Below are 23,540 nucleotides of genomic sequence, written 5' to 3'. Positions count from 1 at the left end.
CCCACTCAGGGGGTCTGCTCGGCGCCCCGGGCGATGTTGCGGGCCATCCCGCCGAAGACCACCGCGTGGAAGGGCGCCACCGCCCCCCAGTACGCGTGCCCGGCCAGGCCGCGGGGCAGGAACACCGCCCGCTGGTGGTAGCGGCTGCGGCCGCCGTCGAGCGGGGCCACCCGCATCTCCAGCCAGGCCCGGCCGGGCAGCCGCATCTCGGCGCGCAGCCGCAGCAGCTCGCCCGGGACGATCTCCTCCACCCGCCAGAAGTCCAGCGCCTCGCCGACCCGCAGGCGGTGCGGGTCGCGCCGGCCCCGGCGCAGCCCCACGCCGCCCACCAGCCGGTCCAGCCAGCCCCGGGCGGACCAGGCCAGCGGGAACGAGTACCAGCCGTGCTCCCCGCCGACGCCCTCGACGACCCGCCACAGGGCCTCCGGCGGCGCGTGCACGACCCGCTCCCGTACGTCGGTGTAGGCGGTGCCGCCGGACCACTCCGGGTCGCTGGGCAGCGGCTCGGCGGGCGCGTCCGGGCCGCTCGCCGTCGACCAGCGGGTCTCCACCTCGCCGTCGCGCACCTTGACCAGGGCCAGCGCGACCGCCTGGTCGAAGCTGGTCAGCCCCTCCGGCGGGTCCGGGACGTGGGCGGCGATGTCGTGCTCGCGGGCGACGGCCTCGTGGACCAGGCTCTCCACCAGCGGCCGGGCGATCGCGTTCGGCACCGGGGTGACCAGCCCGACCCAGTACGAGGAGAGCGACGGGGTCAGCGGTCGCACCGGCACGATGATCCGGCGGCGCAGCCCGGCCACCCGCGCGTAGCGCTGCACCATGTCCTGGAAGGTGAGGACGTCGGGCCCGCCGACGTCGAAGGCGCGGTTCACCTCCGGCGGCAGGCTCGCGCAGCCGACCAGGTAGCGCAGCACGTCCCGGACGGCGATCGGCTGGATCCGGTTGCGGACCCAGCGCGGGGTGACCATGCCCGGCAGCCGTTCGGTCAGGTGGCGCAGCATCTCGAACGAGGCCGAGCCGGACCCGATGATCACCGCCGCCCGCAGCACCGCCGTCGGCACCCCGCTGTCCAGCAGGATGCGTCCCACCTCGGCCCGCGAGCGCAGGTGCGCCGACGGGACCTCGCGGTGCGCCGCCGGCTCCGGCCCGCCGAGGTAGACGATCCGGCGTACGCCCGCGGCGCGGGCCGCGGCGGCGAAGTTGACCGCGGCCTCCCGGTCGGCGGCCTCGAAGCCGGCCTGCCCGAGCGAGTGCACCAGGTAGTACGCGACGTCCACGCCCTCGAACGCGGCCGCCAGGGTCTCCGGCCTGCGCAGGTCGCCCTCGGCGATCTCGGCGCGCTCCGCCCAGGGCACGTCCCGCAGCCGGCCGGCCCTGCGGGCGAGGCAGCGCACCGTGTGCCCCTCGGCCAGCAGCCGGGGCGCGAGCCGCCCGCCGATGTAACCCGTGGCTCCGGTGACCAGGCATCTCACGGCTTCCAGTGTGCCGCCCAATAGACTCTGGCGCTGTGGCTACTGAGACGGGCACCTTCTGGGGGCCGGACTTCGATCAGCTCCGCGCGACGGACCCGGAGATCGCCGGGGTGGTGCTGGGCGAGCTGGACCGGCTCCGGGGCGGCCTCCAGCTGATCGCCAGCGAGAACCTCACCTCGCCGGCGGTGCTGGCGGCGCTCGGCTCGACGCTGACCAACAAGTACGCCGAGGGCTACCCGGGCCGGCGCTACTACGGCGGCTGCGCCGAGGTCGACCGGGCCGAGGAGATCGGCATCGCCCGGGCGAAGGAGCTGTTCGGCGCCGAGCACGCCAACCTCCAGCCGCACTCCGGGGCGAGCGCCAACCTGGCCGCCTACGCCGCGCTGGTGCAGCCGGGGGACACGGTGCTCGCCATGGACCTGCCGCACGGCGGCCACCTCACCCACGGCAGCCGGGTGAACTTCTCCGGCAAGTGGTTCCACACCGTCGGCTACACGGTGCGGCGGGACACCGAGCTGATCGACTACGACGAGGTGCGCGACCTGGCCCTCGCCCACCGCCCCAAGATGATCATTTGCGGCGCGACGGCCTATCCCCGGCTGATCGACTTCGCGCGGTTCCGCGAGATCGCCGACGAGGTCGGGGCGTACCTGATGGTGGACGCGGCGCACTTCGTCGGGCTGGTCGCGGGGAAGGCCGTCCCGTCGCCGGTGCCGCACGCCGACGTCGTCTGCTTCACCACGCACAAGGTGCTGCGCGGGCCGCGGGGCGGCATGATCCTCTGCCGGGAGCCGCTGGCCCAGCGCATCGACAAGGCGGTCTTCCCGTTCACCCAGGGCGGGCCGCTGATGCACGCCGTCGCCGCCAAGGCCGTCGCGCTGCGCGAGGCCGCCCAGCCCGAGTTCCAGGCGTACGCGGCGCAGGTGGTGAGCAACGCGCAGGCGCTCGCCGCCGGGCTGGCCGCCGAGGGCATGCGCCCGGTCTCCGGGGGCACCGACACCCACCTCGCCCTGATCGACCTGCGCGAGGTCGGGGTGACGGGCGCGGACGCCGAGGCCCGCTGCGACGCCGCCGGCATCACGTTGAACAAGAACGCCGTCCCGTACGACCCGCAGAAGCCGATGGTGGCGTCGGGTATCCGCGTCGGCACCCCGAGCGTGACCACCCAGGGGATGCGGGAGGGCGAGATGCACCGGATCGCCGGGCTGATCGCCCGCGCGGTGCGCACCGATCCCGCCGCGCCGGGGGGCGCCGACGAGCTGACCCGGATCGCGTCCGAGGTGACCGCGCTGGTCGCCGACTTCCCGGCGTACCCCCGTGGCTGAGCCCGGGGTGCGCGAGCCGGCGGCGACCGCGGCGGCCGGCCGGCGCTGGCGGCTGCGGCACCTGCCGGTCCTGCTGGCCGCCAGCGGCCTGCTGATCGCGGTGGCCGCGCTGGCGGGGGCGCTGGCCGGCGGCGCGGACGCGGCGCTGGGCGCGGCGGCCGGGGTGGGTGTCACGGCGGTCAGCTACACCCTGACCACGGTGGTGCTGGCCTGGGCCGACTCGGTGAATCCGCAGCTCGTGCTCCCGTTCGGCCTCGGCCTGTACGCGGCCAAGATGACCCTGCTGGGCGTCGTGATGGTGGCCGTGGCGTCGACCGGCTGGCCCGGGCTGATCCCGCTCTGCCTGGGCATCGCCGCCGGCGTGGTGGTCTGGACCGGCGTGCACATCTGGTGGCTCACCACCGTGCACGCCCGCCGTCCCCGCTGAGCCCGCCGCAGGTGGCGGGCACGGTGGTGGCCCACGGCCCGGACGGCGCGGAAATGTGTCCGCCACCGGTCATTTGCACGCTGGCGGAAGGGGAGTAGCGTGCCCACAGACGACGCTGCCCGCCACCGGCCCACACAACGACGGTTGTGCGGGGGGCGAGGCACAGCCTCGTATTCCCGGCTGATATCGTTCGCCCCGTCATGGCTGGTGACCAACCCCCCCGACCCAGCGGCGGCCCGGACGACGTTCCGACCGGAGCCGGCCAGGGTTGGACCGCGCTCACATACCTGATCGCGGGCATGCTCGTGTGGGGCTTCATCGGCTGGCTGGTCGACCAGTGGCTCGACACCGGCGGCATCGCCACCGGGATCGGCGTCGTGCTCGGCATGGCCGGGGGGATCATCCTGGTCGTCCGTCGACTCGGCACGCCTACTTAGGAAGGGACGCGGTGTTCGGACAGGCGAACGTCCTGGCAGCGGGCCAGGCGGCATTCCCACCCAGCGTGGAGGACTTCTACCTGCCCAGCATCCTGCCCTGGGGTGCGCACGACTCCTACTGGTTCACCAAGATCACGGCCATGGTCTGGATCGCCGTCGGCGTCCTGATCATCTTCTTCCTGGCCAGCTACCGTAAGCCGCAGCTGGTGCCGACCAAGAAGCAGTGGCTCGCCGAGTCGATCTACGGCTTCGTGCGCAACAACATCGCGGTCGACATGATCGGGCACGCGGGTGTGCGGTTCGCGCCGTACTTCACCACGCTGTTCTGCTTCATCCTGCTGACCAACTTCTTCGCGATCGTGCCGCTGTTCCAGATCTCGCCGAACTCGCACATCGCCTTCCCGGCCTTCCTCGCCGTGATCAGCTACGTGCTCTTCATCTACGCCGGCATCAAGCACCACGGCGCCGGGAAGTTCATCAAGAACTCGCTCATCCCGCCGGCGCCCTGGTACATCCTGCCGCTGCTGATCCCGATCGAGTTCTTCTCGACCTTCCTCGTCCGGCCGTTCTCGCTGGCCGTGCGTCTCTTCGCGAACATGTTCGCCGGCCACATGCTCCTGCTGGTCTTCACGCTCGGCGGCTTCGCGATGCTCAACGCCAACGCCTGGCTCGCACCGGTCTCGGTGCTGTCCTGGGCGATGACCGTCGCGCTCACCTTCCTCGAGTTCCTGGTGATCGTCCTGCAGGCCTACGTCTTCACCGTGCTGACCGCCAGCTACGTGCAGGGCGCGCTCGCCGACGAGCACTGATCCACCTCGCACCAACAGTTGTCGTCCCGCGTGACCGTCACGCGTGATAACCAGGAGGAACCCACTAATGGACATCTACGCCGCGGTAGAGGGCAGCACCGCCGCCATCGGCTACGGTCTCGCGGCCATCGGCCCGGGCATCGGTGTCGGCCTGGTCTTCGCCGCCTACATCCAGTCGACCGCCCGCCAGCCGGAGTCGTCCCGGATGACCCTGCCGTACGTCTGGATCGGCTTCGCCGTCATCGAGGCGCTCGCGCTGCTGGGCATCGCCTTCGGCTTCATCTGGCAGGGCCCGATTCAGTAATTCCGCCCCCCTCGGACCGGGAGGTCTTCCATGTTCCTGCTCGCCGCTGAGGGTGGTGAGTCGACCCACAACCCGATCGTGCCGATCTGGCAGGAGATCGTGGTGGGCGGCATCGCCTTCGCCCTGCTCTGCGTCGTGCTGATGAAGTTCGTCTTCCCCCGCATGGAGCAGACGTTCCAGGCTCGGGTGGACGCGATCGAGGGCGGCATCAAGCGCGCCGAGGCCGCCCAGGCCGAGGCCAACCAGCTCCTCGAGCAGTACCGCGCGCAGCTCGCCGAGGCGCGCACCGACGCCGCCAAGATCCGGGACGACGCCCGGGCCGACGCCGAGGGCATCCGGCAGGACATCCTCGCCAAGGCACGGGAGGAGTCCGACCGGATCATCGCGGCCGGCAAGGAGCAGCTCGCCGCCGAGCGGGCCACCATCGTGCGCGAGCTGCGCACCGAGGTCGGCACGATCGCGGTGGACCTGGCCAGCAAGATCGTCGGTGAGTCGCTCGCCGACGAGGCGCGTCGCAAGGGCACCGTCGACCGGTTCCTGAGCGGTCTCGAGAGCGCGGGGGCCCGCTGATGCAGGCCGCCAGCCGGGAGTCGTACAAGGTCGCGGCCGAGCGCCTCGACGCGTACGTCCGCGGCACGGAGCCGTCGGCGGTGGCCACCACCGCCGACGACATCCTCTCCGTCGCCGACCTGCTGCGGCGCGAGCCGCGGCTGCGCCGGGCGCTCTCCGACCCGGCCCGCTCGGGCGCGGACCGCACCGCCCTGCTCGGCGAGCTGCTGCGCGGCAAGGTCGGCGCCGAGGCGCTCGACCTGGTCGCCTCGCTGGTCGCCGGCCGCTGGTCGGCGCCGTCGGAGCTGCTCGACGGTGCCGAGCGGCTCGGCGTGGAGGCGCTGCTGGCCAGCGCCGACTCCGCCGGCGACCTCGGCGAGGTCGAGGACGAGCTGTTCCGCTTCGGTCAGGTGGTCTCCGGTCAGTCGGCGCTCTCCAACGCGCTGGCGGACCCGATCGCCCCGGTCGGGAAGCGGGCCGACCTGGCCCGCGAACTGCTCGCCGGCAAGGCCCGCCCGATCACCCTCCGCCTCGTCGAGGCGGCGCTGGGCGGGTTCGGGGGGCGCTCCTTCGCCGGGGCGCTCACCCGACTGGTCGAGCTCGCCGCCGACCGGCGGGACCGGCAGGTGGCGTACGTGACCGTAGCGGCCCCGTTGAGTGACGAGGACGAGCGCCGGCTGGGCGCGAGCCTCTCCGCGATATACGGTCGAGAGGTTTCCGTCAAGCAGACGGTGGACCCCGGAGTTCTCGGTGGCGTGAGCGTGCGGGTCGGCTCCGACCTGTACGACGGCACCGTCCTGCGCCGCCTCAACGAGAGCCGCAACGCGCTCGCGAAGCGCTGAGGCGGCACTGCCGCCCAGCGCCTGTGAATAGACGCCATTCGGACCGGTCGGTACTAGGTATCCCGGGCCCCTGATACTTAAGGAAGCAGAGGATGGCCGAGCTGACCATCTCGACGGAGGAGATCCGCGGCGCCCTGGAGCGCTACGTCTCCTCCTACTCGTCCGAACTCTCCCGCGAGGAGGTCGGCACCGTCGCCGACACCGGCGACGGCATCGCCCACGTCGAGGGCCTCCCCTCGACCATGACCAACGAGCTCCTGGAGTTCGAGGACGGCACCCTGGGTGTGGCGCTGAACCTCGACGTCCGGGAGATCGGTGTCGTCGTTCTCGGTGACTCCGCCAAGCTCGAAGAGGGGCAGCGCGTCAAGCGCACCGGCCGGGTGCTCTCCGTGCCGGTCGGCGACGCCTTCCTCGGCCGCGTGGTCAACGCGCTCGGCCAGCCGATCGACGGCCTCGGCGACATCGCCAACGAGGGCTTCCGCGAGCTGGAGCTCCAGGCCCCGAACGTGATGGCCCGGCAGTCGGTCGACGAGCCGCTGCAGACCGGCCTCAAGGCCGTCGACGCCATGACCCCGATCGGCCGTGGGCAGCGTCAGCTGATCATCGGTGACCGGAAGACCGGCAAGACCACCGTCGCGCTGGACACCATCCTCAACCAGCGGGACAACTGGCGCTCCGGCGACCCGAAGAAGCAGGTCCGCTGCATCTACGTCGCCATCGGCCAGAAGGCCTCCACGGTCGCCTCGATCAAGGGCGTCCTGGAGGAGGCGGGCGCGATGGAGTACACCACCATCGTCGCCTCCCCGGCCTCCGACCCGGCCGGCTTCAAGTACCTCGCCCCGTACACCGGCTCGTCCATCGGGCAGCACTGGATGTACGGCGGCAAGCACGTCCTGATCGTCTTCGACGACCTGAGCAAGCAGGCCGAGGCGTACCGCGCCGTGTCGCTGCTGCTGCGCCGCCCGCCGGGCCGCGAGGCGTACCCGGGTGACGTCTTCTACCTGCACTCCCGGCTGCTGGAGCGCTGCGCGAAGCTCTCCGACGAGCTCGGCGGCGGCTCGATGACCGGCCTGCCGATCATCGAGACGAAGGCCAACGACATCTCGGCCTTCATCCCGACCAACGTCATCTCCATCACCGACGGCCAGATCTTCCTCGAGACCGACCTGTTCAACCAGGGCGTCCGGCCGGCCATCAACGTCGGCACCTCGGTCTCCCGGGTCGGTGGCGCCGCGCAGGTGAAGCCGATGCGGAAGGTCGCCGGGTCGCTGCGGCTCAACCTGGCCCAGTACCGCGAGCTGGAGGCGTTCGCCGCCTTCGCCTCCGACCTGGACAAGGCCTCCCGCGCCCAGCTGGAGCGCGGTTCCCGCCTGGTCGAGCTGCTGAAGCAGTCGAACTACTCGCCGTACCCGGTGCAGGAGCAGGTCGTCTCGGTCTGGGCCGGCACCGAGGGCAAGCTGGACGACATCCCCGTGGGTGAGGTCCGCCGCTTCGAGTCGGAGTTCCTCCAGTACCTGCGCCACAAGCACGAGGGTGTGCTGGCCGGCATCGCCGACAACAAGTGGGACGACGAGATCGTCGGCTCGCTCGACCGCGCCATCACCGAGTTCAAGCAGCTCTTCCTCGGCAAGGCCGACGAGCGTCGGATCAACGAGGCCCCGGCCGCGCCGCTCGAGGGCGAGGAGAACCGCGAGACGGTGACCCGCTTCCGTGACGGCACGACCGACCGCCCGGTCGAGAACCAGTAAGGGCTGATTCATGGCGGCCCAGGTACGCGTTCTTCGTCAACGGATCCGCTCGGCGAAGGGGATGAAGAAGATCACCAAGGCGATGGAGCTCGTGGCGACGAGCCGGATCGCCAAGGCCCAGGCCCGGGTGGAGGCGTCCCTGCCGTACGCCCAGGCCATCACCGGTGTGCTCACGGCGCTGGCGTCCAACGCGCGGATCGACCACCCGCTGCTCACCCCGCGTCCGCGGGTGCGGCGGGCGGGCGTCCTGCTGGTCACCTCCGACCGTGGCCTGGCCGGCGGTTACAGCTCCAACGCGATCAAGACGGCGGAGTCGCTGATCGCCCGGCTCCGTGCCGACGGCAAGGAGCCGGTGCTCTACGTCATCGGGCGCAAGGGCGTCGGTTTCTTCCGCTTCCGTGACCGGCCGATCGAGGCGAACTGGACCGGGTTCTCGGAGCAGCCGACGTTCGCCGACGCCCGCGCCGTGGGCGAGACGCTGATCAAGGCGTTCACGGCCGGCGCGGACGACGTCGACGGCGGCGCCGGGCCGGACGGGGTGCTCGGTATCGACGAGCTGCACATCGTCTACACCGAGTTCCACTCCCTGATGACCCAGACCCCGGTCGCGAAGATCATCGGGCCGATGCAGGTCGAGGACCGTCCCCGGTCCGAGGGCCTGCTGCCGGCGTACGAGTTCGAGCCGGAGGCGGAGGCGCTGCTCGACGCGCTGTTGCCGAAGTACATCAACACGCGGATCTACGCGGCGTTGCTGGAGTCGGCGGCCAGCGAGTCGGCGGCCCGTCGGCGGGCGATGAAGAGCGCCACCGACAACGCCGAAGAGATGATCGAGAAGTACACGCGTGAGATGAACTCGGCCCGCCAGGCCGGGATCACCCAGGAGATCAGCGAGATCGTCGGCGGCGCGAACGCGCTGGCCGCGTCGGGAAGTGAAGTGTGATGACTGCCCCAGTAGAGACCAAGACGGCCACGGGTCGCGTGGTCCGGGTCATCGGCCCGGTCGTCGACGCCGAGTTCCCGCGCGACGCCATGCCGGCCCTGTTCAACGCCCTGCACGTGGACGTGACGCTCTCCGGCGGCGAGAAGACGCTGACCCTGGAGGTCGCCCAGCACCTGGGTGACAACATGGTCCGCGCCATCTCGATGCAGCCGACCGACGGCCTGGTCCGCGGCACCGAGGTGCGCGACACCGGCTCGCCGATCACCGTGCCGGTGGGCGACACGGTGAAGGGCCACGTGTTCAACGCGATCGGCGAGTGCCTCAACCTCACCGAGGGCGAGACGCTCCAGCCGGACGACCACTGGGGCATCCACCGCAAGGCCCCGGCCTTCGCGGACCTGGAGCCGAAGACCGAGATGCTGGAGACCGGCATCAAGGTCATCGACCTGCTCGCCCCGTACGTCAAGGGTGGCAAGATCGGTCTGTTCGGCGGCGCCGGCGTGGGCAAGACGGTGCTCATCCAGGAGATGATCACCCGTGTCGCCCGGAACTTCGGTGGTACGTCGGTCTTCGCCGGCGTGGGTGAGCGCACCCGTGAGGGCAACGACCTCATCGCCGAGATGACCGAGTCCGGCGTCATCGACAAGACCGCGCTGGTCTACGGCCAGATGGACGAGCCGCCGGGCACCCGGCTGCGGGTGGCGCTCTCCGCGCTGACCATGGCCGAGTACTTCCGGGACGTGAAGAAGCAGGAGGTGCTGCTCTTCATCGACAACATCTTCCGCTTCACCCAGGCGGGTTCGGAGGTCTCCACCCTGCTCGGCCGCATGCCGAGCGCCGTGGGTTACCAGCCGACCCTGGCCGACGAGATGGGCGAGCTCCAGGAGCGGATCACCTCCGTCCGGGGCCAGGCCATCACCTCGATGCAGGCGATCTACGTGCCGGCGGACGACTACACCGACCCCGCCCCGGCCACCACGTTCGCCCACCTCGACGCGACCACCAACCTGGAGCGGTCGATCTCCGACAAGGGCATCTACCCGGCCGTGGACCCGCTGGCGTCCTCGTCCCGGATCCTCGCCCCGGAGTTCGTCGGCGCCGAGCACTTCGCGGTGGCGACCGAGGTGAAGCGGATCCTGCAGAAGTACAAGGACCTGCAGGACATCATCGCCATCCTCGGTATCGAGGAGCTCTCCGAGGAAGACAAGATCACCGTGCAGCGTGCGCGGCGGATCGAGCGCTTCCTGTCGCAGAACACCTACGCCGCCGAGCAGTTCACCGGCGTACCGGGCTCGACGGTCCCGATCAAGGAGACCATCGAGGCGTTCAAGAAGATCAGCGAGGGTGAGTACGACCACTTCCCCGAGCAGGCCTTCTTCATGTGCGGCGGTCTGGAGGACCTGGAGCGCAAGGCGGCGGAGCTGATGAAGGGCTGACCTGTCGGTCCTGAGAAAGGCCGTCCCGGCAATGCCGGGACGGCCTTTCGTTCATCTTCGGGCCTTATGATCGCCGCTGCCCGGTTCCGCGCGGTCGGCGATCAAGCCGAACGCGAGGTACCGTCGATCCGCGCGCTCGCCGGAAGCGAGCGTCGATCTGTGCAATCAATCGGCTGCGTGCGCCCGTCTCCTGATCGTGGGCGTGACGAACGGAGATGATCGTGGGTAAGGCCGGCAAGGGCGGCGGCAAGTCGTCCGTGTGGTCGGGGGTGCCGCGGTGGGCCCGGGCCTGCACCGTGTTCGGTGCCGTCCTGATGCTGCTCAGCGGCGTGGTCCTGGTCGGCGCCGAGGCGCTGATGGCCCGCTACGAGGGCGCGGTGGGCAAGGCCGACCTCTTCGGCGACCAGGCCGCCGGGGCGAAGGAGCGCAAGAGCGACATCAAGGGCCCGCTCAACATCCTGCTGGTCGGCATCGACCCGCGCAACCCGGAGACGCCGCCACTGGCCGACTCGATCATGGTGCTGCACGTGCCCGCCGAGATGGACCGCGCCTACCTCTTCTCGATGCCGCGCGACCTCATCGTGGAGATCCCCAAGTTCAGCCGGGCGGAGTTCAACGGCGGCACCGACAAGCTCAACGCGGCGATGTCGTACGGCAGCCGGGTGCCCGGCGGCAACCCGGACGCCGCCCGGGGCTTCGAGCTACTGGCGACGACGGTGCAGAAGGTCACCGGCATCAAGCGCTTCGACGCCGGCGCGATCATCAACTTCAACGGCTTCCAGAAGATCGTCGACGCGATGGGCGGCGTCGACATGTACATCGAGCGCGAGGTGCGCTCCGAGCACCGCGAGCCGAACGGCAAGCACCGCAAGGGCAACCCGTACGGTGAGGGCTACGTCGGCCCGCAGGCGGTCTACAAGAAGGGCAACCAGCACCTCAGCGGCTGGCAGGCGCTCGACTACGTCCGGCAGCGCTACCCGAAGAACGGCGTCCCGGACGGAGACTACGGCCGGCAGCGCCACCAGCAGCAGTTCGTCAAGGCAATGGCCGGGCAGGCGTTGAGCGCCGACGTGGTGACGAACCCGATCAAGCTGGACCGGGTGCTGCGGGCGGCCGGGCAGTCGCTGATCTTCAGTGGCCGCGGCAACAGCGTGATCGACTTCGGCATCGCGCTGAAGAACATCCGCCCGGAGACGATCCAGATGGTCAAGCTGCCCGGCGGCGGGGTCACCGAGAACGGGAAGTACCGGGGCGAGCGCTTCGAGCCGGAGGTCGACGACTTCTTCACCGCCCTGAAGAATGAGCAGCTGGACGCGTTCCTGTTGGAGCACCCCGACTTCCAGAACAAGGCCAAATAGCCGTGGCGCAGGTCTCGCCACCCGCGTTGGGGGCGCGTCCGCGGCAAGACTAGACTTTCGACAATCCGCCGCCGCAGCAAGGAGACAGCGTGGCACAGCAGCTTCACGTCGAGCTCGTAGCCGTCGAGGAGAAGGTCTGGTCCGGTGACGCCGAGATGGTCGTCGCCCGGACGACCGAGGGTGAGCTGGGTGTGCTGCCGGGGCACGCGCCCCTGCTCGGCCAGCTCGCCGAGCCCGGCCAGGTACGCATCAAGCTCGCCGGTGGCGAGCAGGTCTCCTACGAGGTCGCCGGCGGCTTCCTCTCGGTGACCGCCGACGGCGTCACCGTCCTGGCCGAGAGCGCCACCCCGGTTTCCGCCGCACAGAGCCGCTGAGCCGCACCGCCGATGGGGATCGTCGAAGGGATCGGAATCGGCGTAGTCGTCATCCTCGGCGCGCTCCTGATCCTCTTCGCCCGGCGGGCCGTCGTCACGCGTAGCGGAGGCATCATCCGGCTCGGCGTCCGGACCTCCACGATGCTCGACGGCCGCGGCTGGTCCCCCGGCTTCGGCCGGTTCGTCGGCGACGAACTCCGCTGGTACCGGGTCTTCAGCTTCGCCATCCGTCCCACGCGGGTGCTCTCCCGCAAAGGGCTGGCCGTGGAGCGCCGGCGGCTGCCGGAGGGGCAGGAACGCCTCTCCATGCCCGCCGACTGGGTCATCCTCCGCTGTACCAGCAACCACGCTCCGGTCGAGATCGCCATGGCGCGATCCACCGTCACCGGGTTCCTCTCCTGGCTCGAGGCCGCCCCTCCGGGGGCGGCCTCGCCGCGTCTGGCCTCCCAGGACTGGCCCGCCGCCTGACCACATCCTCTTCAGGAATCTCCCACGCCGCCGACCGCCTGCTTCGCGACGAGAGTGACCCGGAGACACCCCACCGCAAGCTGAGAGACGCCTCAGGCGGCCGAAGCCACGAGTTCCACCTCGTACCCCTGGTTGTCGGTGAGGTAGGCGGCGTAGGTCTGCGGGCCGCCGGCGTGGGGATGCAGGTCGGGGAAGAGCAGCGTCCAGCCGTGTGCCGGCGCCGCCGCGACCAGCCGGTCCACCGCGGCGGGCGGGCCGGCGTGGAAGGCCAGGTGATTGAGGCCCGGGGCGAGCCGGTCGTGCCGCCGCCCGCGCAGCGCCGGTGACTGCTCCACCACGAGGTACGTCGGGCCGAGCCGCCAGGAGCGGCCGGCCGGCCACTCCTGGAACGGCGTCCAGCCCAGCTCGCCGAGGAGCCAGCCCCAGCCGCGTATCGCGGCGGCCAGGTCGGGTACCCAGATCTCGACGTGGTGCAGCGCGCCGGCGGTCAGCGCCTGCCGCCCGGCACCCATAGCACATCTCCACCGGGATTGGCGGTTCTTGCCAGGATGAACAGCAGGTCAGAGAGCCGGTTGAGATACTTTGCCGGGAGCGAGCTGGTCCGCTCAGGGTCGTGCGCGACCAGGGCCCACGCCGCCCGCTCGGCGCGTCGGGCGACCGTCCGCGCCACGTGCAGCAGCGCCGCACCCGCGGTGCCGCCGGGGAGGATGAAGGAGTCGAGCTTGCTCAGGCGTGCGTTGTACTCGTCGCACCAACCCTCGATGCGCTCGACGTACTCCTCGGTGACCCGCAGCGGCGGGTACTTCGGGTCCGGCTCCACCGGGGTGGCCAGGTCGGCGCCCACGTCGAACATGTCGTTCTGGATCGACGCCAGGACGCCCCGCAGCTCGTCGTCGAGCTGCCCAAGCGCGAGCGCCACGCCGATCGCGGCGTTGCACTCGTCGACGTCCGCGTACGCGGTGATGCGCGGATCGGTCTTCGGCACCTGTTCGTTGTTGCTCAGCCTGGTCATGCCGGCGTCGCCGGCCTTGGTGTAGATGCGCGTGAGGTGGACGGCCATGACGCACAGCCTACGGATACCGGACCTGACGATCCCGGTGCGCCCGGGCGCACTCCGGCCGGGTGGGGTGGGCCCCGGGGACGCCGGTGACCCGGCGGTCAACGACGTCGACGTCATCCGGGTGCGCGGCGATGCCCGCCTGGCCGGCACGGTGCACGTCGTCGGCGCGAAGAACTCGGCACTGAAGCTGATGGCCGCCGCGCTGCTCGCCCCGGGACGCAGCGTGATCACCAACGTCCCGCGGATCACCGACATCGCGATCATGGGCGAGGTGCTCCGCCGGCTCGGCTGCGGCATCCGCTTCGACGCCGACGACCCGGTCGACCCGATGGTCGTGCACGGCGGGGTGGCCCGGTCCCGGTCGGTCGTCATCGACGTGCCCGAACAGCCCGGCACCGAGGCCGACTACGACCTCGTCCGCCGGTTGCGCGCCTCCATCTGCGTGCTCGGCCCGCTGTTGGCCCGCCTGGGGTACGTGCGGGTGGCCCACCCCGGCGGGGACGCCATCGGCTCGCGGGGGCTGGACATGCACATCTCCGGGCTGACCCGGATGGGCGCGGAGATCTCGGGCGAGCACGGCTTCGTGATCGCCTCGGCGCCGCACGGGTTGCACGGCGCGGAGATCATGCTCGACTTCCCCAGCGTCGGGGCGACGGAGAACCTGGTCATGGCGGCGGTGCTGGCCCGCGGGGCCAGCGTCATCGACAACGCGGCCCGCGAGCCGGAGATCGTCGACATCTGCACCATGCTCAACCAGATGGGCGCGCGGATCTCCGGCGCCGGCACGTCGACGCTGCACATCGAGGGGGTGCCCGGGCTGCGGCCGGTGCGGCACGCCACGGTGGGGGACCGGATCGTGGCCGGCACCTGGGCCTTCGGCGCGGCGATGACCCGGGGGGACGTCACCGTCACCGGGGTGGAGCCGGGGTTCCTGGAGGTCGCGCTCGACAAGCTGGTCTCCGCCGGTGGCCTGGTGGAGACCAGGGGCGACGCGTTCCGAGTCCGGATGGACGACCGGCCGAAGGCGGTGGACGTGGTCACCCTGCCGTACCCGGGCTTCGCCACCGACCTGCTGCCGATGGCGATCGGCCTGGCGGCGGTCAGCGACGGCGCGTCCCTGATCACAGAGAACATCTTCGACGGCCGGTTCATGTTCGCCAACGAGATGATGCGGCTGGGCGCGGACATCAAGACCGACGGGCACCACGCGGTGGTACGCGGCCGCGAGCGGCTCTCCGGCGCCCCCGTACGCGCCACCGACATCCGGGCCGGCGCGGGGCTGATCATCGCCGGGCTCTGTGCCGAGGGGGTCACCGAGGTCTCCCACGTGCACCACGTGGACCGGGGCTACCCGGACTTCGCGGCGGACCTGCGGGCCCTCGGCGTCGAGGTGGAGCCGGGCACCGCGCCGGAGGAGCCGGACCTCACCATCTGACGGCCCCGCCGCTGCCGTCCGCCGCCCGGGCGACACGCCTTAGCATCCGTTCAGGCGTGCCGACTAGGGTGCTGGCAGACACTCATTCAGGCGAGGGAGAAGCAGATGGCGGGTCGACTCGCGGTCGTCGGGGCCGGGCTGATGGGCTCGGGCATCGCCCAGGTGGCGGCGCAGGCGGGCTGGCAGGTGACGCTGCGGGACCTGGACGACGCGGCCACCAAGCGGGGCGTGGACGGCATCCGGAAGTCGCTGGAGAGGTTCGCCCAGAAGGGGAAGATCGAGGCGTCCGACGTCGAGGCGGCGCTCGGCCGGATCACCCCGACCACCGACCTGGAGGCGGCGGCGGACGCGGACATCGTCGTCGAGGCGGTCTTCGAGAAAATCGAGATCAAGCACGAGGTGTTCCGGGCGCTCGACAAGATCTGCCGGCCCGACGCGATCCTGGCCACCAACACCTCGGCCATCCCGGTGACCCAGATCGCCACGGCGACCGAGCGGCCGGAGGCGGTCGTCGGCACCCACTTCTTCTCACCGGTGCCGATGATGAAGCTCTGCGAGCTGGTGCGCGGCTACAAGACCAGCGACGAGACCCTGGCGACGGCGAAGGCGTTCGCCGAGGGGATCGGCAAGACCGTCGTGGTGGTCAACCGGGACATCGCCGGCTTCGTCACCACCCGGCTGATCAGCGCGCTCGCCATGGAGGCGGTCAAGCTGGTCGAGTCCGGCGTGGTCTCCGCCGAGGACCTGGACACGGCCTGCAAGCTCGGCTTCGGCCACGCCATGGGCCCGCTGGCGACGATCGACCTGACCGGCGTGGACGTGCTGCTCAACGCCACGAAGAACATCTACACCGACACCGCGGACGAGAAGTTCTTCCCGCCGGAGCTGCTCCAGCGCATGGCCACCGCCGGCGACCTCGGCCGCAAGTCCGGCAAGGGCTTCTACACGTACTGACGGGCGGCCGGGCGCGACCTTCGCCGGCCGCTCAGCGGACCGCCTCCACCGGTGCGGGGGCGGTCCGCCGCAGCCCGGCGGTGAGCACGAGCGTGGCCGCCAGCGACGCCGCGGCGAGCAGCGTGACGGCCCAGTTCGCCGGGACCAGGTCCGCGACCGCGCCGGCGAGCACGGCACACAGCGCCTGCGCGGCCAGCATCCCGTTGTGGTGCAGGCCGAGCACCTGGCCCCGGATCTCGGCGGGCGAGTGGGCGATCAGCCGCTCCTGCAACGGCAGCCCGGCGGCGAAGCCCGCCGAGGCGACGGCCGCGACGGCCATGGCCAGCGGCAGCGCCGGCGACAGCGCGAAGGCCAGGTAAGGCAGGGCGAGTAGCAGTCGCAGGGCGGGGACCAGCCGGTCCCGCGTGGCCGGCGGCAGGGACCGCCCCACCACGATGTCGCCCGCCAGCATGCCGAGGGCTGCGGCGGCGTAGAGGAAGCCGGCCCGGTCCCCGGCGTAGGGCACGAACAGCGCCTCGCAACCGACGACCAGGCCGCCCGGCACCCACAGGTTGAGCAGGAGCGACCGGCGGCCGGGATCCGTCCACAGTTCCCGGTTCACCCTGAGCGTGCGCCCGACCGTCGTCCGGGCGGTGGTCCGGGCCGGGCGTTCCGAGATCCCGCACCACCCGACCGCCGCCGCCACCATCCGCAGCACCGCCGAGAGCAGGAACACCTCGTACGGGGTCAGCCAGGCCAGCAGGACGCCGGCAAGTCCGAACCCGGCGATCTGCATCGCCCCGACGCTGGTGTTCAGGGTGGACCTGCCCAGCACGTACGCGTCGGCCGGCAGGATGTCGGTGAGCAGTGCCCACCGGGCCCCGGCGGTGATCGAGCCGACGTACGCGCTGGCGAAGACGACCGCGAACCGGGCCCACAGCGGCAGGCCGGGCACAACCTGCAGCGCCGCTCCGGCGGCGACCAGCACGGCGGCGAGGGTCAGCGCCCGGCGGGGCGGCACGTTGTCCGCGGCCGACAGCAACGTCAGGCTGCCGAGCACGCCGGCGAGCGGTGCGCCGAACATGCTCAGCGCGGTGAGCAGCGCCGAGCCGGTCGACGCGTAGGTCAGCGCGCCCAGCGCCAGCGCCGACGTCGTGTGCGCCGCGATTCCCGCGCAGTTCGCGAGGAACAGGTTGCGGAACTCCCGGACCGCGAACAGATCTGCGTACGTTCTCACGGGCGCCATCGTGTGGGGTGCCGGGTGGATCTCGTAGGGTTACGTCTGGAGGCGAAACGTGGGCGTCTGGCAGGTGCCGTCGGACCTACTCGCGCGGAGCCGCTTCGCGGTCTCGCCGATGGTCGACACGATCGCCGCGCTGCGCGCGCTGCACGACCCGCGTACCCCCTGGCAGCGGGCGTGGCGGGGGCGGCACGTCGAGGCGTTCCGGCGGATGCTGGCCGGTCGGCCGGTGCTCCGGGCGCTGCTGCCCGCGTCGTTCCACCCCCGGTGGACCGCGGACTTCCTCACCGTCGCTCCCGCCTCGCCGGAACCGACGTTCGCGGCGGAGCTGGCGGCCGTCGGGCGGTTGTCCGACGAGCGGATCCGGGCCGACCTGCGCGCCACCCGCCCGGAGCCGCTCGCCGCCGAGTTGCTGGCGGACGGTCTCACCGGGCAGGTGGTGGGGCTCCTCGACTGGGTCTGGACGCACACCGTCGAGCCGGAGTGGCCGGAGCGGGAACGCCGGCTCCGGGCGGACATCGTGGCTCGCACCGCCGCCTTGAGCACGGGCGGCTGGGCCGGGGTGGTCGCCGACCTCAACCGGAACATGCGCTGGCTGGGCGACGGGCGGCTCCAGGTCAACGACTACCCGGAGCCGCCGCTGTCGCTGGACGAGGCCGAGCAGTTGGTCTTCCTCCCGGCGCACTGCCGTCGCGGCTGGGTGGTCTGGGACAAGCCGACCCGCTTCGGGATGGTGTATCCGGCGCGCGGGATCCTGGTCGATCCCACCTCACCGGCACCCGAAGGGCTCGCCCGGCTGATCGGCGCCAACCGGGCCAACATCCTGGCCAGGTTGGACACGCCGCTGAGCACCTCGCAGCTCGTGGTGGTGACCGGGTTGTCCCTCGGGACGGTGAGCGGCCACCTGCGGGTGCTGCTGGACGCGGGCGCCGTCGGCAAGCGGCGGTCCGGGCGCGAGGTGCTCTACTGGCGTACGCCGCTCGGCGCCGCGCTCGCCGCCGGCGGGTGAGCGAGGCCGCCTGGCCGCCGGCGGGGCGGGGGAGGGCCCCGTCCGGCTCAGCCGTCGCGCTTGGTCGTCCAGCGGAACGTGGTCAGGCAGAGCACCAGCCCGACCACGCACCAGGCGACGAGCACCAGGGCGACCCGGTCCAGCTCGAACGAACCGCCCGGCTCGCGGGCGCCGAAGCTCTCCGGCAGGAAGACCGAGCGCAGGCCCTGGCACATCCACTTCAGCGGGAAGAGCGCCGCCACCTGCTGCATCCAGCTCGGCAGCTCGGTGAAGACGAAGAACACGCCGGAGATGAACTGGAGCACCAGCGCGACGGGGGTGACCACGGCCGAGCCGCTGCGGGCGGTGCGGGCCAGCGACGAGATGGCGATGCCGCACAGCGTGCAGGCGGTGACGCCGAGCACCGACACCCAGCCGAAGGTGAGCCACTTCGCGGCGGTGCCGGGCAGCTCCAGGTCGAACAGCGCCACCGAGACGGCGAGCAGCAGCACGGTCTCCGCGATGCCGATGGCGACGACCATCAGGACCTTGCCGGCGAACCAGACCCACTTCGGCATCGGCGTGCCCCGGTAGCGCTTGAGCACCCCCCGGTCCCGCTCGATCGGGATCCAGATGCCGAGGTTCTGGAAGCTGACGGTCATCAGGCCGGTGGCGATCATGCCGGTGATGAAGTACTGGGTGTAGCTGACCCCGGGCGCGATCCGGTCGTCGAAGATCGCCGCGAAGATCACGATCATGATGACCGGGAAGCCCATCGTGAAGACGACGGACTCCCGGCTGCGCAGGAACTGGGTGATCTCCAGCCGGCCCTGCCGCAGGCCGAGGGCGACCGGACCGGGCCGTCGGGCGGCCGTGGTGGCCGGTGGGACGGGCTTCGTCGTGGTGGTCATCGGTGTCCGATCATCCGCAGGTAGACGTCCTCCAGGGTCGGCCGGGTCACCGTCAGGCCGGGGACCTCGCCGCCGAAGCGCGCCGCCAGGTCGGCCACCAGCGCCGTCGGCGTCGCGCTCTCCGCCGTCTCCAGCGCCCCCTCCGGCGTACGCCAGGAGACCGTCGCGAGGGCCGCCTGCCGGTCGCCCAGCCGGTCGGGTCCGGCGACCTCGACCAGCCGTCCGCCGGCGATCACGCCGACCCGGTCGGCCAACGCCTCGGCCTCGTCGAGGTAGTGGGTGGTCAGCACGATGGTGGTGCCGGCGGCGGCCAGGTCCCGGATCAGCTCCCAGAACTCCCGGCGCGCCTCGGGGTCGAAGCCGGTGGTCGGCTCGTCCAGGAAGAGCAGCTCGGGGCGGCCGACGATGCCGAGCGCCACGTCGAGCCGGCGCTTCTGCCCGCCGGAGAGGGTGTGCGTACGCGCCTTCGCCTTGCCGGCCAGCCCCACCCGCTCGATGACCTTGTCCGGGTCGTCCGCCCCGGCGTAGAAGCCGGCGAAGTGGCGCACCACCTCCGCGACGGTCAGCTCGTCGAACTCGCCCGTGCCCTGGAGCACGATGCCCACCCGGGAGCGCCAGTCGGCGGCCGGCCCGGCCGGGTCGCTGCCGAGCACCGAGACCTCGCCGGCGTCGCGCCGACGGTAGCCCTCCAGGATCTCCACCGTGGTGGTCTTGCCGGCGCCGTTGGGGCCGAGCAGGGCGAACACCTCGCCGCGGCGGACGTCCAGGTCCAGGCCCGCCACGGCGACGTTGTCGCCGTACGCCTTGCGCAGCCCCCGGACGGAGATCGCGAGCTCGTCATCCATGTCGTCAAGTGTGCGTCCTGGCCGTGGCCGTGACCCGCCCGGGGTGTGGGGCTCCGGCCCATGTCGGGAGCTTCGCACCCGGGCGTCCGCTCCATGGAGCTGTGTGGTTTTCCACAGCGCCGGTGACTGAACGGTAACTTAGACTCCCGCCATGGACGAGAAGGCTCTCCCGGGTCGGCTGCCCGAACGCGACCGCCCGTGGGTGATGCGCACGTACGCCGGGCACAGCTCGGCCGCCGCCACGAACGCGCTCTTCCGCCGCAACCTGGCGAAGGGGCAGACCGGCCTGTCGGTCGCCTTCGATCTGCCGACGCAGACCGGCTACGACCCCGACCACGAACTCGCCGCCGGTGAGGTCGGCCGGGTGGGCGTCCCGGTGGCGCACCTCGGCGACATGCGGGCCCTCTTCACGGGCATCCCGTTGGCCGAGATGAACACGTCCATGACCATCAACGCGCCCGCGATGTGGCTGCTCGCCCTCTACGGCACGGTCGGCGCGGAGCAGGGGGCCGAGCTGGCCCGCTGCGCCGGCACCACGCAGAACGACATCATCAAGGAGTACCTCTCCCGGGGCACCTACATCTTCCCGCCGGCGGCGTCGCTGCGGCTCACGGCCGACGTCATCGCGTACACGCTGCGGGAGATGCCCCGGTGGAACCCGGTGAACATCTGCTCGTACCACCTCCAGGAGGCTGGCGCGACGCCGGTGCAGGAGGTCGGTTTCGCGCTCTCCACCGCCGTCGCGGTGCTCGACGCGGTCCGGGACTCGGGCCAGGTGCCCGCCGAGCGGATGGGCGACGTGGTGCAGCGGGTCTCCTTCTTCGTCAACGCCGGTGTGCGCTTCGTCGAGGAGATCGCCAAGATGCGGGCCTTCGGCGCGCTCTGGGACGAGATCACCCGCGAGCGCTACGGGGTGGCGAACCCGAAGCAGCGTCGGTTCCGCTACGGCGTGCAGGTCAACTCGCTGGGCCTGACCGAGGCGCAGCCGGAGAACAACATCCAGCGCATCGTGCTGGAGATGCTGGGCGTGACCCTGTCCCGGGACGCCCGGGCCCGCGCCGTCCAGCTGCCCGCCTGGAACGAGGCCCTCGGCCTGCCCCGGCCGTGGGACCAGCAGTGGTCGCTACGCATGCAGCAGGTGCTCGCGTACGAGTCGGACCTGCTGGAGTACCCGGACCTCTTCGAGGGCTCGCACGTGATGACCGCGCTGGTCGACGAGATCGTCGCCGGGGCGCGGGTCGAGCTGGAGAAGGTGCTGGAGATGGGCGGCGTGGTGGCCGCCGTGGAGACCGGCTACCTCAAGAGCGCGCTGGTCGCCTCGCTGGCCGAGCGGCGCCGCCGGATGGAGGCGGGCACCGACGTGGTGGTCGGGGTCAACCGGTTCGCCGAGACCGAGCCGTCGCCGCTGACCGCGGCCGGTGCCGAGGCCGTCGAACAGGTCGACCCGGCGGTGGAGGCGGCCGCCGTGGCCGCCGTACGCGAATGGCGGGCCGGGCGGGACGCGGCGGCCGTGGACGCGGCGCTGGCCCGACTGCGCGCGGACGCCGCGACCACCACGAACCTGATGCCGGCGACGCTCGAGTGCGTGCGGGCCGGCGTGACCACCGGCGAGTGGGCCGGCGCGCTGCGGCAGGTCTTCGGCGAGTACCGCGCCCCCACCGGCCTGGCCGGCGCCGCCGGGGCCGGCGGGGACGCCACCCTGGCCGCCGTCCGCGAGCGGGTCGCCGCCACGGCCCGCGAGTTGGGCAGCGGCCGGCTGCGGCTGCTGGTCGGCAAGCCCGGCCTGGACGGGCACTCCAACGGCGCGGAGCAGATCGCGGTACGCGCCCGCGACGCCGGCTTCGAGGTGGTGTACCAGGGCATCCGGCTGACCGCCGGGCAGATCGTCGCCGCCGCCGTCGAGGAGGACGTGGACCTGGTCGGCCTGTCGGTGCTCTCCGGCTCGCACCTGGCCGCGGTGCCGGCGGTGCTGGACGGGCTGCGCGCGGCCGGCCGGCCGGACCTGCCCGTGGTGGTCGGCGGGATCATCCCGGCCGGCGACGCCGCGCAGCTCCGGGCCGCCGGGGTGGCCCGGGTCTTCACGCCGAAGGACTTCGCCCTCACCGGCATCATCGACGACCTGGTCACCGTGGTTCGCGAGGCCAACGGCCTGAGCTGAGGGGACGGGCGGTCAGCGGGTGATGTAGGTCATGCAGTCGGCCATGTCGTTGTCCGGGCCGACCTTGATCGCCGGCGCGTGGCACTCCAACTGGTCGTTGTGCCGGCAGTCGGCCCGCTGGCAGGCGCCGACCTGAGCGATGAGGCCGTCCACGCCGGCCCGGACGGCGGGCATCTCGATGAACGTGTGGCAGTGCGCGTGGTCCATGCTGCCGATCGTGATGGCGAAGGCGTGGCAGTCGCCGGTGTGGTTGTACGCGCAGGCCGAAACCACACACTCCTGGACCCGGGGCATCTCCATCGCTGCGGTCATGCCGACCTCCTCTAGAGTCTTGCCCCGACTTTAGGCTTTTGGTGGGGTTGGCGAGGCGGATTCAGCCCTGCCCGAGCACCTCCGACAGCGGAGCCGGCTCCAGGCCGCGCTCGGCCAGCCCCGCCAGGATGTGCGGCAGCGCCTCGTCCGTCATCGGCGCGTTCGCCTCCGTCACGTGCAGGACGATCACCGACCCGGGGCGCACCCCGTCCAGCGCCGCCCGCACGACCGGCCGCCACGACTTCGCGAACGGATCGCCGCTCACCACGTCGCCGTCGACCACGGTCACCCCCAACGGCGCCAGCGCGTCCAGCGCCTGCCGGTCGTGGCACAGCCCCGGGAAGCGGAAGTACCGGGTCTGCCGCCCGCCGTACGCGGCGACCACGTCGAACGTCCGCGCCACGTCGGCCGTCATCTCCCGCTCCGGGATCCGGGGCAGGCCGTAGCAGTCCGGGGTGAAGGCCAGGTGCCCGTACGTGTGGTTGGCCAGCTCGAAGCGCGGGTTCGCGGCGAGCCGCCGGGTCACCGCCGGGTACTGCTCGACCCACTTGCCGGTCAGGAAGAACGTGGCCGGCACCCGCTCCCGCTCCAGCAGGTCGATGATCTTCAGGTTCGCGTACGACCGCACCGCGCCGCTGCGCAACTGGTACCGCATCGCGTCCGTCATGTCCGCGTCGAAGGTGAGCGCCACCCTGTTCCCCACACGCGGCCCGTGGTCCACGACGGGTGGCCTTGTGCCGGGCGGGGTCGCGCCCGGGGTCGTCGGGGTGGGCGGGGCCGTGCCCGGGGTCGTCGGGGTGGGCGTCGGCCCCGACGACGGGGACTGTGGCTGCGCTGTGGGGATCGGGACGATGCCGGTGGCGGTCGGGGTGCGGAGGGGGACCGGGCCGGCGAGGAGCGCCGCGGCGGCGATCACGGCGGCGATGGTGGCGGCGGCGAGCGGAACGCGGGGGATCTTCACGGGCACCGGGAGATGATGTCAGCGCTTCGTGTTCTCCGGGTGCCGGGCGTGGGGTGGTGTGCGGTCGTGGTGGGGTGTGGGTTGCGGCGTGTGGTCGTGGCCGGGGTTGTTGGGTTGCGGTGCGTGGTGGTGGGGTGTGGGCCCCCCGGGCCCCCCCCCGGGGGGGGGGGGGGTGTACCACGCCGGGGCCCCCGCCGCCCACCCCCCCGGG

Annotated in this window: 25 protein-coding genes; 17 read left to right on the top strand and 8 right to left on the bottom strand. The window is 71.9% G+C overall.

Features of this window, described 5'->3' with window-relative positions; translation table 11 throughout:
- Window positions 1–5 precede the first annotated feature (5 nt).
- Window positions 6–1,469: an SDR family oxidoreductase gene (locus ACGF5G_RS10225; RefSeq protein WP_393261031.1), complete on the bottom strand. Its 1,464-nt coding sequence runs from the start codon at window positions 1,467–1,469 to the stop codon at window positions 6–8.
- 35 nt (window positions 1,470–1,504) lie between these two features.
- Here ACGF5G_RS10225 and glyA point away from each other — a divergent pair, with 35 nt between their 5' ends.
- The 13 genes from glyA (at window position 1,505) to ACGF5G_RS10160 (ending at window position 12,486) form a co-directional block, all read left to right on the top strand.
- Window positions 1,505–2,794, top strand: coding sequence for a serine hydroxymethyltransferase (glyA, locus tag ACGF5G_RS10220; protein ID WP_393261028.1), 1,290 nt, complete (start codon window positions 1,505–1,507; stop codon window positions 2,792–2,794).
- On the top strand, window positions 2,787–3,221 hold the full coding sequence (locus ACGF5G_RS10215; protein WP_393261025.1) for a hypothetical protein: 435 nt from the start codon (window positions 2,787–2,789) through the stop codon (window positions 3,219–3,221). Before glyA ends, ACGF5G_RS10215 begins: the two co-directional genes overlap by 8 nt.
- 200 nt (window positions 3,222–3,421) lie before the next feature.
- A complete protein-coding gene (locus ACGF5G_RS10210; protein WP_350703604.1) occupies window positions 3,422–3,658 on the top strand; it encodes an AtpZ/AtpI family protein in 237 nt (78 codons plus the stop codon).
- 11 nt (window positions 3,659–3,669) lie between these two features.
- Window positions 3,670–4,467 (top strand): F0F1 ATP synthase subunit A, encoded by a 798-nt coding sequence (atpB, locus tag ACGF5G_RS10205; protein ID WP_393261022.1) that lies wholly within the window; start codon window positions 3,670–3,672, stop codon window positions 4,465–4,467.
- A 67-nt stretch (window positions 4,468–4,534) separates the two neighbouring features.
- Window positions 4,535–4,771, top strand: a complete 237-nt coding sequence (locus ACGF5G_RS10200) for an ATP synthase F0 subunit C (protein ID WP_357698819.1) — start codon at window positions 4,535–4,537, stop codon at window positions 4,769–4,771.
- A gap of 30 nt (window positions 4,772–4,801) precedes the next feature.
- A complete protein-coding gene (locus ACGF5G_RS10195; protein WP_350684039.1) occupies window positions 4,802–5,341 on the top strand; it encodes a F0F1 ATP synthase subunit B in 540 nt (179 codons plus the stop codon).
- Window positions 5,341–6,162, top strand: a complete 822-nt coding sequence (locus ACGF5G_RS10190) for a F0F1 ATP synthase subunit delta (protein WP_393261019.1) — start codon at window positions 5,341–5,343, stop codon at window positions 6,160–6,162. The genes ACGF5G_RS10195 and ACGF5G_RS10190 overlap by 1 nt, the downstream gene beginning before the upstream one ends.
- 92 nt (window positions 6,163–6,254) lie before the next feature.
- Entirely contained in the window at window positions 6,255–7,910 is a 1,656-nt protein-coding gene (atpA, locus tag ACGF5G_RS10185; protein ID WP_357698815.1) for a F0F1 ATP synthase subunit alpha, read from the top strand.
- A gap of 10 nt (window positions 7,911–7,920) precedes the next feature.
- Entirely contained in the window at window positions 7,921–8,850 is a 930-nt protein-coding gene (locus tag ACGF5G_RS10180; protein WP_393261016.1) for a F0F1 ATP synthase subunit gamma, read from the top strand.
- Window positions 8,850–10,286, top strand: a complete 1,437-nt coding sequence (gene atpD / locus ACGF5G_RS10175) for a F0F1 ATP synthase subunit beta (protein ID WP_357698810.1) — start codon at window positions 8,850–8,852, stop codon at window positions 10,284–10,286. Before ACGF5G_RS10180 ends, atpD begins: the two co-directional genes overlap by 1 nt.
- A gap of 215 nt (window positions 10,287–10,501) precedes the next feature.
- Complete coding sequence (locus tag ACGF5G_RS10170; RefSeq protein ID WP_393261013.1) at window positions 10,502–11,644, top strand: LCP family protein; 1,143 nt, start codon at window positions 10,502–10,504, stop codon at window positions 11,642–11,644.
- Window positions 11,645–11,733: 89 nt separating this feature from the next.
- A complete protein-coding gene (locus ACGF5G_RS10165) occupies window positions 11,734–12,018 on the top strand; it encodes a F0F1 ATP synthase subunit epsilon (RefSeq protein ID WP_350684044.1) in 285 nt (94 codons plus the stop codon).
- Between the two features lie 12 nt (window positions 12,019–12,030).
- Window positions 12,031–12,486 carry a DUF2550 domain-containing protein gene (locus ACGF5G_RS10160; protein ID WP_393261011.1) on the top strand — a complete coding sequence of 152 codons (456 nt, stop codon included), beginning with the start codon at window positions 12,031–12,033 and terminating at the stop codon, window positions 12,484–12,486.
- A gap of 92 nt (window positions 12,487–12,578) precedes the next feature.
- On the opposite strand, the gene ACGF5G_RS10155 is transcribed toward ACGF5G_RS10160, so the two are convergent.
- Window positions 12,579–12,998 carry a VOC family protein gene (locus ACGF5G_RS10155; protein WP_393261008.1) on the bottom strand — a complete coding sequence of 140 codons (420 nt, stop codon included), beginning with the start codon at window positions 12,996–12,998 and terminating at the stop codon, window positions 12,579–12,581.
- Complete coding sequence (locus ACGF5G_RS10150; RefSeq protein ID WP_357698798.1) at window positions 12,974–13,546, bottom strand: cob(I)yrinic acid a,c-diamide adenosyltransferase; 573 nt, start codon at window positions 13,544–13,546, stop codon at window positions 12,974–12,976. The genes ACGF5G_RS10155 and ACGF5G_RS10150 overlap by 25 nt, the downstream gene beginning before the upstream one ends.
- On the opposite strand from ACGF5G_RS10150, the gene murA reads away from it, so the two are divergent.
- Together murA and ACGF5G_RS10140 are read left to right on the top strand one after the other, a co-directional pair.
- Window positions 13,545–14,981 carry a UDP-N-acetylglucosamine 1-carboxyvinyltransferase gene (gene murA, locus ACGF5G_RS10145; RefSeq protein ID WP_393261006.1) on the top strand — a complete coding sequence of 479 codons (1,437 nt, stop codon included), beginning with the start codon at window positions 13,545–13,547 and terminating at the stop codon, window positions 14,979–14,981. The two genes, ACGF5G_RS10150 and murA, sit on opposite strands and share 2 nt — an antisense overlap.
- Window positions 14,982–15,086: 105 nt before the next feature.
- Window positions 15,087–15,935, top strand: coding sequence for a 3-hydroxyacyl-CoA dehydrogenase family protein (locus ACGF5G_RS10140; RefSeq protein WP_393261003.1), 849 nt, complete (start codon window positions 15,087–15,089; stop codon window positions 15,933–15,935).
- A 31-nt stretch (window positions 15,936–15,966) separates the two neighbouring features.
- On the opposite strand, the gene ACGF5G_RS10135 is transcribed toward ACGF5G_RS10140, so the two are convergent.
- On the bottom strand, window positions 15,967–17,151 hold the full coding sequence (locus tag ACGF5G_RS10135; RefSeq protein WP_393261001.1) for an MFS transporter: 1,185 nt from the start codon (window positions 17,149–17,151) through the stop codon (window positions 15,967–15,969).
- Window positions 17,152–17,209: 58 nt separating this feature from the next.
- On the opposite strand from ACGF5G_RS10135, the gene ACGF5G_RS10130 reads away from it, so the two are divergent.
- Window positions 17,210–18,163 carry an ArsR family transcriptional regulator gene (locus ACGF5G_RS10130; RefSeq protein WP_393260999.1) on the top strand — a complete coding sequence of 318 codons (954 nt, stop codon included), beginning with the start codon at window positions 17,210–17,212 and terminating at the stop codon, window positions 18,161–18,163.
- 47 nt (window positions 18,164–18,210) lie between these two features.
- Here ACGF5G_RS10130 and ACGF5G_RS10125 read toward each other — a convergent pair whose 3' ends face one another.
- Window positions 18,211–19,053, bottom strand: coding sequence for an ABC transporter permease (locus ACGF5G_RS10125; RefSeq protein WP_393260997.1), 843 nt, complete (start codon window positions 19,051–19,053; stop codon window positions 18,211–18,213).
- A complete protein-coding gene (locus ACGF5G_RS10120) occupies window positions 19,050–19,898 on the bottom strand; it encodes an ABC transporter ATP-binding protein (protein ID WP_393260995.1) in 849 nt (282 codons plus the stop codon). Before ACGF5G_RS10120 ends, ACGF5G_RS10125 begins: the two co-directional genes overlap by 4 nt.
- 151 nt (window positions 19,899–20,049) lie before the next feature.
- Between ACGF5G_RS10120 and ACGF5G_RS10115 the strand changes: the two genes are divergently transcribed.
- On the top strand, window positions 20,050–22,056 hold the full coding sequence (locus ACGF5G_RS10115; protein ID WP_393260993.1) for a protein meaA: 2,007 nt from the start codon (window positions 20,050–20,052) through the stop codon (window positions 22,054–22,056).
- A 12-nt stretch (window positions 22,057–22,068) separates the two neighbouring features.
- Here ACGF5G_RS10115 and ACGF5G_RS10110 read toward each other — a convergent pair whose 3' ends face one another.
- Together ACGF5G_RS10110 and ACGF5G_RS10105 are read right to left on the bottom strand one after the other, a co-directional pair.
- Window positions 22,069–22,368 carry a DUF1540 domain-containing protein gene (locus ACGF5G_RS10110; RefSeq protein ID WP_357459581.1) on the bottom strand — a complete coding sequence of 100 codons (300 nt, stop codon included), beginning with the start codon at window positions 22,366–22,368 and terminating at the stop codon, window positions 22,069–22,071.
- Between the two features lie 61 nt (window positions 22,369–22,429).
- Window positions 22,430–23,335 (bottom strand): polysaccharide deacetylase family protein, encoded by a 906-nt coding sequence (locus ACGF5G_RS10105; protein WP_393260990.1) that lies wholly within the window; start codon window positions 23,333–23,335, stop codon window positions 22,430–22,432.
- Between the last annotated feature and the right edge of the window lie 205 nt (window positions 23,336–23,540).

Origin of the sequence: Micromonospora sp. NPDC047730 (assembly GCF_043204765.1) — a bacterium.
GTDB lineage: Bacteria > Actinomycetota > Actinomycetes > Mycobacteriales > Micromonosporaceae > Micromonospora.
This window is presented reverse-complemented; position numbering and strand designations above follow the sequence as displayed.